Origin of the sequence: Nocardioides pocheonensis (genome assembly GCF_003725535.1) — a bacterium.
Taxonomy (GTDB): domain Bacteria; phylum Actinomycetota; class Actinomycetes; order Propionibacteriales; family Nocardioidaceae; genus Marmoricola; species Marmoricola pocheonensis.
Genome location: NZ_RJSF01000003.1, coordinates 117,756 through 130,133, shown reverse-complemented (window position 1 = coordinate 130,133; position 12,378 = coordinate 117,756). Strand labels below are relative to the sequence as shown.

11 protein-coding genes are annotated in these 12,378 nt (G+C 71.6%); 3 read left to right on the top strand and 8 right to left on the bottom strand.

The window, feature by feature from the left end; all coding sequences use genetic code 11:
- The first annotated feature begins 327 nt into the window (after window positions 1-327).
- Window positions 328-1,911 carry a methyl-accepting chemotaxis protein gene (locus EFL26_RS01060; RefSeq protein ID WP_183407976.1) on the top strand — a complete coding sequence of 528 codons (1,584 nt, stop codon included), beginning with the start codon at window positions 328-330 and terminating at the stop codon, window positions 1,909-1,911.
- A gap of 198 nt (window positions 1,912-2,109) precedes the next feature.
- Here EFL26_RS01060 and EFL26_RS01055 read toward each other — a convergent pair whose 3' ends face one another.
- The 7 genes from EFL26_RS01055 to EFL26_RS01025 form a co-directional block, all read right to left on the bottom strand.
- On the bottom strand, window positions 2,110-2,646 hold the full coding sequence (locus EFL26_RS01055) for a hypothetical protein (RefSeq protein WP_148046595.1): 537 nt from the start codon (window positions 2,644-2,646) through the stop codon (window positions 2,110-2,112).
- A 174-nt stretch (window positions 2,647-2,820) separates the two neighbouring features.
- Window positions 2,821-3,579 carry an SDR family NAD(P)-dependent oxidoreductase gene (locus tag EFL26_RS01050; protein ID WP_123221205.1) on the bottom strand — a complete coding sequence of 253 codons (759 nt, stop codon included), beginning with the start codon at window positions 3,577-3,579 and terminating at the stop codon, window positions 2,821-2,823.
- Window positions 3,580-3,617: 38 nt separating this feature from the next.
- The gene (locus tag EFL26_RS01045) at window positions 3,618-4,643 is read right to left on the bottom strand and encodes an NADP-dependent oxidoreductase (protein ID WP_123221027.1); all 1,026 of its coding nucleotides are present in this window, start codon (window positions 4,641-4,643) and stop codon (window positions 3,618-3,620) included.
- The gene (locus EFL26_RS01040) at window positions 4,640-5,716 is read right to left on the bottom strand and encodes an NAD(P)-dependent alcohol dehydrogenase (protein WP_245999929.1); all 1,077 of its coding nucleotides are present in this window, start codon (window positions 5,714-5,716) and stop codon (window positions 4,640-4,642) included. Before EFL26_RS01040 ends, EFL26_RS01045 begins: the two co-directional genes overlap by 4 nt.
- A complete protein-coding gene (locus EFL26_RS01035) occupies window positions 5,713-6,180 on the bottom strand; it encodes a nuclear transport factor 2 family protein (protein ID WP_123221026.1) in 468 nt (155 codons plus the stop codon). Before EFL26_RS01035 ends, EFL26_RS01040 begins: the two co-directional genes overlap by 4 nt.
- 39 nt (window positions 6,181-6,219) lie before the next feature.
- Window positions 6,220-8,160 carry an oxidoreductase gene (locus EFL26_RS01030; RefSeq protein WP_123221025.1) on the bottom strand — a complete coding sequence of 647 codons (1,941 nt, stop codon included), beginning with the start codon at window positions 8,158-8,160 and terminating at the stop codon, window positions 6,220-6,222.
- A 17-nt stretch (window positions 8,161-8,177) separates the two neighbouring features.
- Window positions 8,178-9,734, bottom strand: a complete 1,557-nt coding sequence (locus EFL26_RS01025; RefSeq protein WP_123221024.1) for an aldehyde dehydrogenase — start codon at window positions 9,732-9,734, stop codon at window positions 8,178-8,180.
- Between the two features lie 302 nt (window positions 9,735-10,036).
- On the opposite strand from EFL26_RS01025, the gene EFL26_RS01020 reads away from it, so the two are divergent.
- Entirely contained in the window at window positions 10,037-11,287 is a 1,251-nt protein-coding gene (locus EFL26_RS01020; protein ID WP_123221023.1) for a cytochrome P450, read from the top strand.
- A complete protein-coding gene (locus tag EFL26_RS01015; protein WP_123221022.1) occupies window positions 11,284-11,484 on the top strand; it encodes a ferredoxin in 201 nt (66 codons plus the stop codon). Before EFL26_RS01020 ends, EFL26_RS01015 begins: the two co-directional genes overlap by 4 nt.
- Window positions 11,485-11,597: 113 nt before the next feature.
- Here EFL26_RS01015 and EFL26_RS01010 read toward each other — a convergent pair whose 3' ends face one another.
- Complete coding sequence (locus EFL26_RS01010) at window positions 11,598-12,374, bottom strand: SDR family NAD(P)-dependent oxidoreductase (protein ID WP_123221021.1); 777 nt, start codon at window positions 12,372-12,374, stop codon at window positions 11,598-11,600.
- Window positions 12,375-12,378: the final 4 nt, after the last annotated feature.

Genomic DNA, 12,378 nt, shown 5'->3' with positions numbered 1-12,378 from the left:
CTTTCGCTCATCGCAACCTGGTCGAGAAGTTCGATTGCGCGATGCCGGTCGCCGCCCCCGTCGAACGTCGCCCCGCCCCCGGCTTCCTCCGGCGGGCTGGCACATCGATCCTCTTCTGCTCACTGGGGCCACCGGGACGGCCACGAGCGGACGGGCCACCATGCGCCGCGGGAGGGCCGTGCGAGATGCGAACGCGCACCTCGAGCGGCTGGTCCAACGCGCACCGATCGGCGCGTCAGAAGTTCTCATGCCCAGCCCGCGGAGGCCGATCCTGCACACAAGACCCCGAGCCGGCTGGCGTGCGCCTCCCCGATGACAGGAAACTCCATGGGCATTCGAATGACGGTCGGCCGGAAGCTGGCGGTTCTGGCGAGCTGCGGCGCCCTCGTCGCGCTGGGCATCTCCGGGGCGAGCCTGGTCAGCATGGGCCACGTGAAGTCGACAAGTGACGTCCGGGTCACCCTGAACCGGGCCAACGCCGTGCTCGTCGACCTGGACATGCAGCAGAGCAACCTGCAGATCGTCGAGCGTGACCAGTTGCTGGCCACCAACGATGCGGCCCGAGCCGCAGCTGTGGCCTCGCTGGGCGAGGTCAAGAAGCGCGTCGACGCCGACTGGGCGGCGCTGGACGGCATCCAGGTCGACCAGGCAGAGGTCGGCACCAGCCTGAGCGCGCTGCGCGGCGACTATGCGACGTACGTCGACGACGTCACCAAGCAGATGCCTGTGCTGGGAGCCATCGACCCGGCCAGTCCTCAGGCGGAACAGGCACTGAAGGCAGAGGCCGCCCGCGCCGCCGCCACTGAGGAGAAGATCACCGCCACCCGCGCCGTGATCCAGCGGCAGGTCGATGCGGCCCTCCATGCGTCCGAGGCGGCGATGAGCACGCTCAGGACCACGATCGTCGTCGGGTTGCTGGTGGGCCTGCTCGCGCTGGGGGCCATCTCCCTCGCGATCACGCGGTCGATCACGCGTCCCCTGCGCCACATGGTGACCGCTCTCGGTCGGGTCGCCGACGGCGACCTCACCACGGAGGTCGCGGTGAAGGCGCGCGACGAGATCGGCGAGATGGCCGGCGCGCTCAGCACCGCCCTGGGTGCCATGCGGGGAGCAGTCGCGCTGGTCGGGGAGACCTCGACCGGACTGGCCAGCGCCTCCGAGGAGCTCACCGCCGTGTCGACGCAGCTGGGAGCCAACGCGGAGGAGACGTCAGCGCAAGCAGGCACCGTGTCTGTCGCGGCAGAGCAGGCGTCGGGCAACGTCACGTCGATGTCCGCCGCGACCGAGGAGCTGACCGCCTCCATCCGGGAGATCGCGCGCAGCGCCTCGACGGCGGCGGGTGTGGCCAACCAAGCCGCCGCAAGCGCGCAGGGCACCTCTCAGGCGGTGGAGCGGCTGGATGCCGCGGGCGTGGAGATCGGCGAGATCTCGAGGGTGATCAACTCGATCGCCGAGCAGACCAACCTGCTGGCGCTCAACGCGACGATCGAGGCGGCGCGTGCCGGGGAGGCCGGCAAGGGCTTCGCGGTCGTGGCCAACGAGGTCAAGGAGCTCGCTCAGGAGACCGCGAAGGCGACCGAGGACATCTCCCGCAAGATCGGTGCGATCCAGGCCACGACGAGCGAGGTCGGCGAAGCCATCGACGTCATCGTCAGAGTGGTCAACGAGATCGACGAGCTCCAGACGACCATCGCGGCGGCTGTGGAGGAGCAGTCCGCGACCGCCGCGGAGATCAGCCGGAGCGTCGAGCAACTGGCGGTCGGCTCCGGAGACATCGCCCAGAACATCGGCGGCGTCGCACAGGCTGCGGACGCGACGGCGCAGGGTGCCGGGATGACCCAACAGTCGGCCGTGGAGCTGTCACACCTGGCAACTCGGATCGACGAGCTCGTGGGCACCTTCACCTATTGAGGCCGAGTCGACAGCTGGCACTCCTCACGGTCGCGGGGCACGAAGGACGAGTGTGAGCAGGCTCAGGCGGCCCGGACCTCGCTGACCTCCGGACGTTTCCACATCCACCGGGATCCGCGACGTACGACCGGTCGATCCCGCCGGCCCATCCACGCAGCTCGGCAGTAGTGCGGATCGCCGGCATGAGCGTGCGCATCTTCATCTGACTCTGGACGAGTGCGTCACGACAGCTTCTGGGGCCGCGGATCTGCGAGTCAGCCACACACTCCCGGCGATCACGCCGACAAGCCCGAGGAGCGCCGCGGCAGCCATGCCGACCAGGAGTGACGGGAGGCTCCCCACCGGTCCGACACGTACGTCCGCGCTCTCACCGTGGCAGGCGATCGTGAAGCGGCCGTCACTGGGCGTGTCGAAGACGTGGCCGAGCATCTCGGTGCTCGAGAAGCTGACTGTCACGCCGGGATCACGCACCGCGATGGGACGGCCCGTCGAGTCCGTCACCGTGCACGTCTCGCCGTAGCCGCTGTTGTCACGGTCGTCGAAGTAGACCCCCCACGTGCGGTCCCCAGGCGCAACGATTTCGGAAGGCCCCTCCCCGAGGGGGACGCCGTTGTCCCTCGCCGCGAGCACGTACGGAACCAGAGGCGCAACAACTGCTGCCGCGGCCAGCAAGAGCAACGACAGCGAGATCCATCCGAGCACTGTCGAGTTCAACCGCCTTGGTTCGTCAGCCACGGCCGAACACTTGCATGTCTCGAATCAGTCGCGCATGGAATCCGGTGACCACAAGGACCCGCCCGCGGAGCTGTGGGCCCCGGGCGCGTTGGGTTGGGCTGCCCGCTCATCGGGGCAGGAGAGTGCGCCTACTGGCGGCGGTGTGCAGCGAGAACACCTCACCTGCTCGACGGCTCAGCGCGCGGTGTATCCGCCGTCGGCGTACAGCTCCGAGCCGGTCACGAAGGTCGAGTCGTCGCTGACGAGGAAGGCGACCACGGCGGCGATCTCCTCGCCGCGTCCGAGGCGACCGACCGGGGTGTTGGCAAGCATCGCGTCGTGGCGGGGCGTGCCGGCGTACCGCTCGAGCAGCTCGGGGGTGCCGATGAAACCGGGGTGCACCGAGTTCACGCGGACGCCGGACGACGCCCAGTGCAGGGCTGCGTTCTTGGTCAGCGTGCGCACGGCGCCCTTCGCGGCGTGGTACGCCGCGCTGTTGCCGAAGCCGCCGACGGTGCCGAGGATCGAGGAGAGGTTGACGATCGAGCCGCCGCCGGAGGTCGCGATCAGCGGGCCGAGGTGCTTCATGCCCAGCCACACGCCGGTCGAGTCGACCGACATGACCGTCTCCCAGTGCTCGAGGGTCTCGTCCTCGACGGTGGCGAGGCTGCCGATGCCGGCGTTGTTCACCAGGGCGTCGAGGCGACCGCACGCGCTCAGGACCGTCGCGGCGAGCTCGTTCCACGCGAGCTCGTCGGCGACGTCGAGCCGGGCCGTGAGGTGGCCCGCCGGATGACCCGCAATGCTCGTCGCGAGCTGCTTGCAGGCCTGCTCGTCGAGGTCGGTGAGCACGAGCCGGGCGCCCTCGTCGGCGAGGCGCTCGGCGGTCGCGCGCCCGAGGCCGCCGGTCGCGCCGGTGAGGACGACGACCTTGTCCCGGGTGCGGTGGTCCATCGCGGTCACGTCGTACCTCTTCCGTAGGAGTCCGCGGGTCAGCCGATGCTGACCAGCGTCTTGCCGGTGGTGTCACCGGCGATCATCGCGGCGAGTGCGCGCGGAGCAGAGTCCAGGCCGGTGAAGACCGTCTCCCGGTGCACCAGCTCGCCGCTGCGCAGCCAGGCGGAGATCCGGCCCTGCATCTCGGCCATCAGGTGGAGGTTGCTGCTCCCCCGGAACCCACGCAGGGTGAGGTCCTTCGACACCGCCAGGAACAGGTTCCGCGGGCCCTTCGGGCCCGAGTCGTACTCCGCGATCGAGCCGCACATCGCGACCCGGCCGCGGCGGTTCAGGTGGTCGAGAGCGGCCTCGAGGTGGTCGCTGCCGACGGAGTCGAAGTACACGTCGATGCCGTCCGGCGCGACCGCACGCAGCCGATCGTCGAGGCCGTCGCGGTAGTTGAACGCCTCGACGCCGAGCTCGTCCCGCAGCCAGGCGACCTTCTCGTCCGACCCTGCGCTGGCGATCACGCGGTTGCCGCAGAGCTTCGCGATCTGCACGGCCAGGCTCCCGACCGCGCCGGCCGCGGCCGACACCCAGACGGTCTCACCGCCCCGCAGCGCATCGACCACGTGCAGGCCGGCGTACGCCGTCAGCCCCATGCCGCCGAGCGGACCGAGGAACACCTGCGGCTCGGCCACGCCGGCGTCGAGGCGGGTCAGCGTGCCGACTCCCCCGAGCTGGACGGCGGCCGGGTCGACGACGGCGTACTCCCGCCAACCCTGGGCGTGCGAGACCAGGTCGCCGGGCGCGAAGCCGTCAGCCCGCGACTCGACCACCTCACCGACGGCCATCACGCCGTCCATCGCCTTCCCGAGCGGGAACGCGGCGAAGTAGCCGGCCGGAGCGTCGGCGCGCAGCCGCAGCCGGAGACCGGGGTCGACGGAGGTCCAGGTGTTGCGGACCAGCACCTGGCCGGGCCCTGGATGGCCCACCGGGACCTCGACGATCTCGAAGTCCTCCGGCGTCACGGCCCCGTCCGGGTAGCGCGCGACGCGGACCTCGGCGCCGTGCCGCGTCATGCCGGGGCCCGGTCGGGCACCACGACGATGCGACCGGTGACGCCACCGTCGTGGAGGCGTGCGTACGCCGCGGGTACGTCGGCGTACGGGACCACCTCGACCACCGGGTCGAGCAGGCCCTTCTCCGCGAGCTCGACGACCGCGACCAGGTCGGAGCGTGGTCCCCAGAAGGGAGCCGAGACCTGCCAGCCGAGCGGCAGGTCCAGGCCCTTGCCGACGGTGATGCTGCCCCGCGCACCGCCGACGACGACCAACCGTCCGCCGGGCGTGAGCGCGGACGCGCCCAGCCGCAGCGTGTCGTCGGATCCGACGAAGTCGAGGACCACGTCGATGCCGGTGAGACCGGTCGAGGCGGTGAGCCGCGCGAGCCCGTCGTCGACGGACATCGCGGTGTGGTGGGCGCCGAGCCGCTCGGCCAGCGCACACGCCTCCGGCCGGGGGTCGACCGCCACCACCCGCGCCGAGGTCGTCGCCCGCAGGATCTGCACGGCCAGGTGCCCGAGCCCGCCGACGCCGATCACCAGCGCCGCGCAGTCGCCGGCCAGGGCATCGGCGTGCAGGCGGATCGCGTGGTACGCCGTGAGACCCGCGTCCGCGAGGGGCGCCAGCGCCGTCGGCGGCACCGACGTCGCGGTGACGAAGTGCCGGCCGTGGGGCAGCACGACGTAGTCCGCCAGCCCGCCGTCGCGGCCGAGCCCGCAGCCGACGCGACCGTCGAGCGCGACGCAGTGGTTGTCCTGCCCACGTTGGCAGTTGTGGCACTCGCCGCACGACCAGACACCGTGCACCACACCGTCGCTGCCGACCAGCGAGGAGTCCGCGAGCTCGCCGACCGCGACCACCCTGCCGGCCACCTCGTGGCCGAGCGTCAGCGGCAGGTCGTAGGGCAGCACGCCTTCCTCGACCGACATCACGAACAGGTCGGAGTGGCAGAGGCCCACCGCCTGCACCTCGACGAGGACCTCGGTGCCGCGGGGCACCGGCACCGGCAGCTCGACCAGCTCGACCGGGTGGCCCCAGCCGGGCAGCCGGTACGCCGACATCAGTGCCGGTCGCTCCACCGTCGCCGTCACGGCCAGTCCGGGACCTGCGGCCCGCGCCCTCCGACGGACTCGAGGTAGCCCGCCGCATCCGCACGCCGCTCGCCCCACATGATCTCGAAGACCAGCCGCGAGATCTTCCAGGTGCCCTCGTGACGCACCAGCTCGTCGTGGTAGCGACCCACCAGCAGGCACACGTCGTCGTCGCCCTCGAACTTCTGGTACGACGTGTGGTAGACCAGCGCGGTCGCGGTGTCCCCCTGCACGTCGACGTGGTAGACGCTCAGCAGGTGGTGCTGCCAGACGCAGTTCTTGGTCGCGTCCCGGATCCAGCCGATCACGGTGTCGGCGCTCTCGGCCGGCTCGGCGTTGCCGTACTGCGCCCAGAGGTCGGGGTGCAGCACGTCGTACAGCGCGTCCGGGTTCCCGGAGTCGATGCTGGACGCGTAGCGGTACAGCTGGTCCTCGATCGCGATGCGGTCCTCGACAGTGGTCATGGTCGTGCCTCTCTGTTCGTGCCGTTCCAGGGCAGGTGCTCAGACGGTGGCGCCGAAGCGGTAGCCCTCGGCGATGGCGTGGCTGATCCGGCGCGGCGTCAGGCCGTCGCCGATGACGGTCAGGGCGGCGCCCGGCTCGGCGACACCGAGGAGCGTGTCGTCGACGACCCGCTGCTGGTGCCAGACGAGCAGGGCCGGCTCGACCTCGACCTCCGGGCCTCCGAAGACCGGTCGGAGGACGACCGGGCTCGCGGGATCGTCCGGGACCACCACGCTGTGCGCGACCTGCAGCGAGACCCCGGCGCCGCCGAGCCGCTGGAGCAGCGGGCCGGCGCTCTCGGCCGGCACCCGCGAGGCCAGAGCCGTGAGAGCGGTGGAGAACGTGACCTGCCAGCCGCGCTGCGCGAGCGCCTCGGCCGCGCTGTACGCCGGCCAGAAGCCGTCGCCCTCGTCGTACACGACCGCGACGCCGGGCTCGTCCGGCACGTCGCCGGTCAGCACGGACTCGACCGTGACGCCGTCGCGCGCCTGCACAGCGGCGGGGAGAGCCGCGACCCTCGAGCCGGTGGCGAGCACGACGTGGTCGGCGATCCCGCGGATCTCCTCGAGGTCGTCCGGTGAGATCACCGCGCCGAGGTTCACGTCGACCTTGAGCCGTCGGGTCTCGCGCTCGAGGTAGTCGACGATGTCGATCAGGGTCGCCCGGTGCGGCGACGCCGCGGCGACCCGGACCGCTCCCCCGAGTGCGCACGCGCCTTCGAAGACGGTCACGCGGTGGCCGCGCTCGGCGCTCACCCGCGCGGCCTCGAGACCGGCCGGGCCGCCACCCACGACGTAGATCTCCTTGGGCCGGTCGACCTTCACGCCGACGCCCGGGAGACGGCCGCGGCCGACCTCGGCGTTCACCGCGCAGTGCAGGTGCGGGTCGAAGGCCCGGCAGTCCTGGTTGATGCCCAGGCAACCGCGCACCTCGTCGAGCCGACCGGTCTGCGACTTCACCGGAAGGTCGGGGTCGGCGATGAGGGCGCGCGCCATCCCGACCAGGTCGGCGTGACCGGCCTTGATCGCGTGCTCGGCCGTGGCCACGTCACGGATCCGCTGGCCGACCAGCGTCGGGACACCCGTCGCGGCCCGGACCCGCGACGCGGACGGGATCGCCACCGCGTCGGGGCCGGTCGAGTCCTTGACGTACTTCCCCCGGGTGCCGTGGGTGATCGAGAAGTAGTCGATCGGGTACGCCGCGGCGAGGTCCTCGGCGATCCGGACGCAGTCCTCGATCCCCATGCCGCCGGGGATCTCCTCCTCACCGCTGAGCCGCACGCCGAGGGCGAAGCCCGGCGGGATGACCGAGCGCATCGCCTCGACGACCAGGTGCAGGAAGCGCATCCGGTTCTCGAACGACCCACCGAAGGAGTCCGTGCGCCGGTTGGTGAGCGGCGACATGAACTGCGCGGGCAGGTAGCCGTGGGCAGCGTGGATCTCCACCCCGTCGACGCCGGCCTCGACGAGGTGCCGGGTCGAGACCCGCCAGCCCTCGACGATCGCGTCGATGTCGGCGTGGGTGAGCACGTGCGGCGGGTAGGCGTCGCGGACCGTCTTGATCGCCGAGGGCGCCATCGGGGCGCTGTCGGACTCACCGCCGATGAACTCCCGGCCGAGGTGGCACAGCTGGCCGACGAGCCGGGCGCCGTGCCGGTGCACGACGTCGGCCTTGGCGGCCATCGCCGCGACCACCTCGTCGCGGTAGGCCTCGACCAGCTTCCCGGACCGCAGCGCCGAGGAGGGGTGGACGACCATGGCACCGGCCACGATCATCCCCACGCCGCCGGCCGCCAGCCGCTCGAAGTGCTCGACGTCGCCGTGGGTCGGGACGCCGTGCTCGACCAGGCTGGTGCCGGCCGGCAGCGCGACGAGCCGGTTCCGCACGTCGAAGCCGCCGATGCGGAACGGCGAGAAGGCGTGCGGGAACGGGTCGTCCATCGTGTGCTCCGGAGGTCTCAGACCGAGCCCGGTCCGGTGCCGCGGCGTACGCCGGCGGTCACCGACTCGGGCAGCTGACGGCTCGGGTCGACCGACACGGTCTTGTAGTGCAGGAACTCCTGGTACGCCGTCGGCCCGTGCTCGCGACCGATCCCGGACTTCTTGTAGCCGCCGAACGGAGAGCCGAGGTCGGCGGCGAAGGTGTTCACCGAGAACGTTCCGGTGCGGACCTTGCGTGCCACCTCGAAGCCGTGGGCGTCGTCCGCGGTGAAGACCGCGCCCGACAGGCCGAGCTCGTTGTCGTTGGCGATCCGGATCGCGTCCTCCTCGCCGTGGTGAGGGATCAGGGAGGCGACGGGTCCGAAGATCTCCTCGCGCGAGACCCGCATCGAGTTGTCGGCGTCGGTGATCAGGGTCGGCTCGTAGTACCAGCCGCGGTCCAGGCCGGCCGGACGGCGGCCGCCGGTCGCGATCGTCGCGCCCTCCTTGCGGGCGAGCTCGACGTACTCCTCGACGCGGGCGCGCTGGCGCTCGGTCACCAGGGGGCTGATCACCGTGTCGGCCTCGAAGGGGTCGCCGACCTTCAGCGAGCGGAACGCCTCGACCAGGGCCTCGGCGTACTGGTCGTACTGCGCGGCCGGGACGACGAGGCGGGTGAGGGCCACGCAGCTCTGCCCGGCGTTCGTGCCGACGCTGGCGCCGACGAGCACGGGCAGGGCGTCCTCGATCCGGGCGTCCTCGAGCACGATCGCGGCGGACTTGCCGCCGAGCTCCAGGACGCAGGGGCGGATCAGCTCGCCGCATGCGGCACCGATCCGCGAGCCGGTCTGGACGGAGCCGGTGAAGCTGACCATGTCGACGCCGGGGTGGCGGACGAGGTACTCCGACTCGGGGCCGCGCGCCGCGACGATGTTGATCACGCCCGGCGGGAGGCCGACCTCCTCGCAGATCTCGCCGTACAGGAACGTGGCCAGGGGGTTCGGCTCGGTCACCTTGACCACCGCGGTGCAGCCCGCGATGAGCGCGGGCCCGACCTTCTGCGGCACGGCCGGGAACGCGAAGTTGTACGCCGGGAAGGCGGCCACCACGCCGACGGGCTCCTGCACCACCAGGCTGGCGCCGGCCATCGGGATGATGCTGCCGCCCTCGGAGCCGGTGGCGAGCGGGCCGAGATCGCTGATCCGGACCTGCGCGGTGTCGAGGCTGCGACCGATCTCCGCGTTGTAGTTGAGGCTCATCACCGGCGAGACCACCTGGTAGACCTGCGAGAGGAACAGCGTGCAGCCGAGCTCCTCGGTGATCAGCTCGGCGAGCTCCTCCTGGCGCTTGGCGATCGCGTCGGCCATGCGCGTGAGGTAGTCGGCGCGCTCGGCCGGCGTCAGCCGCGGCCACTCCCCCTCGTCGAAGGCCCGGCGGGCCGCGGCGACGGCGGCGTCGATGTCGGCGCGCGACGCGGCCGGCACGTGCCCGATGACCTGCTCCGAGCGCGGCGAGATGATCTCGAACCGGTCGCTGCTCTGCGCGGGACGCCAGGCGCCGTCGATGAAGAAGTGCTGGTAGTCGGACTGTGTCATGGGGTGACCCTCCACTCGATGGCGGACCAGCGGCCCGGACCGGCCTGGCCTCTCGGGTATGAACCTGAACCAAGTTCGATTCAATTTAGAGGATGGTGACGACGACCACAAGACCCTTCGAAGCCGCGACGACGGAGTTCAGTAGTGGTCTACGTGGTTCTCGGGATCCCTGGATCGCGCCGGCGGCCCACTCTTGTCAGGGCCGTGTGAGCGCCGTTACAGTCGGGCCAGCACGAAACCGAACCGAACTCAGTTTGTGCTCCGGACCGTGGCCGGCGCCAGGACGAGGAAGAGAGAACGTGATGACCGTGACCGACCCGGCCCCGGGAGGCGAGACGATCGCCGACCGCGTGCCGTCCGGCTGTCCCGTCGTCCACCTGGACGCGTCGCCGCCGCTGGAGGCAGGCAGCCACTGGCAGAAGGCGAACGAGCTGCGCGAGACCAGTCCGGTCTTCTTCAACACCCACGCCCAGGGCTACTGGATGTTCACGCGGTACGACGAGGTCCGCGAGATGTACCAGCACCCGGAGATCTTCTCGAGCGAGTCGATCACGCCGTGGGAGCCGGAGCCCGTCTACCGCTTCGTCCCGACCCAGATCGACCCGCCGGAGCACAGCAAGTACCGGCAGCTGGTCAGCCGCTGGTTCGCGCCGAACGCGGTGAAGCGGATCGAGCCGCAGGCGCACGAGGTCGCCCGCCGCCTGGTCACCGAGCTCGCGCCCCGCGGCGAGTGCGACGTGATCACCGACTTCGCGATGCGTCTGCCGACCGAGGTCTTCCTCGCCCTCATCGGCGTCCCCCAGGCCGACGCCGACCTGTTCGTCCCGTGGGTGGAGGACTTCTTCGCCGGCTTCGGCGGCGACCTCGCCCAGCAGGAGGCGATGGGCGCAGCCCTGGGCGGCATCCGGCAGTACTGGGTGGACGTGCTGGCCGCGCGCCAGGACGACACCGAGGAGCGCGAGCACGACTTCGTCTCGATGCTGCTGCACTCGACGGTCGACGGGGAGCCGCTCGGCGACGCCCTGATCCTCGACATCCTCACCGTGCTGGTCCTCGCGGGACTCGACACCACGCGCGGCCAGCTGGGCTACCTCTTCCGGCACCTCGCCGAGAACCCGGCCGACCGCCGCCGCCTGATCGAGGAGCCCCAGCTGATCCCGTCGGCGGTCGAGGAGTCGCTGCGGCTCTACACGATCATCTTCGGCGACGGCCGCAAGGTGGCCCAGGACACCGAGTTCCACGGCTGCCCGCTCAGCAAGGGCGACATGGTCTACGGGCTGGTCTCCGGCGCGAACCGGGACCCCCGGGTCTACGACCGGCCCGACGAGTTCATCGTCGACCGCAGGTCGAACAACCACCTCGGCTTCGCCGGCGGTCCGCACCGCTGCCTGGGCGCGCACCTGGCCCGGATGGTCATGAAGGTGGCCGTCGAGGAGTGGCTGGCCGTCGTACCGGACTTCCGGATCGCGTCCGACACCCCGCTCATGGAGAGAGGAGGCGGCGCGATGATGGCGCTGCTCAGCCTGCCGGTCTCGTGGGAGGTGTCGGCATGAAGCTCGAGTTCGACGCCAACCTCTGCCGCGGCCACGGCCGCTGCTACACCCTCGCCGAGGACCTGCTCGAGGAGGACGACGAGGGCTACGTGACCGCCCGGGGCCAGATCGTCGACGTCCCGCCCGACCAGGTCGAGGACGCCCGCAACGCTGCCGGGTCCTGCCCCGAGCGCGCGATCACGATCCTGGAGGACTGACCCGCACCACCACGCAGAGGCGCCGCACACAGAGTCGTGTGCGGCGCCTCTGCGTGTGCCGGTCGGGTGCTCAGGTGGCCGCCCGGGCAGCCACCTCGGCACTCGACCCGGCGTCAGCCCGGCGAGAGCCGGCCGGCCGCGATCCCGCCGTCGACGACCAGGTTGGTCCCGGTGACGTAGCTGCTGTCGCTGGAGGCCAGGTAGACGACCGCGCGCGCGACCTCGTCGGCCGTCCCCCGCCGGTGCAGCGGGATGGAGCGCAGGTAGGCGTCCCAGTCGACGTCGGCGAAGTCCGCGCCGTCGGTGATCGCGGTCTCGATGCTGCCCGGGCACACCGCGTTGACCCGGATCCCCCGCTCCGCCAGCTCGAGCGCGGCCACGCGCGTCAGGGCGGAGACACCGGCCTTCGACGCGACGTACGCCCCGAGGCCGGCGGTCGGCAGGACGCCGTTGAGCGAGGAGATGTTGACGATCGAGGCGCCCTCGGCGAGGTGCGGGCCGGCGACCCGCATCCCCAGGAACGTGCCCACGAGGTTGAGCTCGACGATCCGGCGGAACTCCGCGGCAGAGGTCTCCAGGAGGGGGCGTCGCAGCGCGGCGCCGGCGCAGTTGACCAGGGTCGTCAACGGGTGGGGGCTCACGGCCAGGCCGTCGACCGCGGCGAGCCACGAGGACTCGTCGGTGACGTCGAGTGCGACGTACGTCGCGCGGTCACCGAGCTCGGCGGCCAGCGCCTCGCCCCGTTGCCGGTCGACGTCGCCGAGCGCGACGAGCGCCCCCTCGGCGTGGAGGAGCCTGGCGATCGCCGCACCGATGCCCGCGGACGCGCCCGTGACCAGGGCCGTCGTACCGGCGCAGCGCGCCCTCGGGTGGTGCGGCGGGTCGGTCATGCCG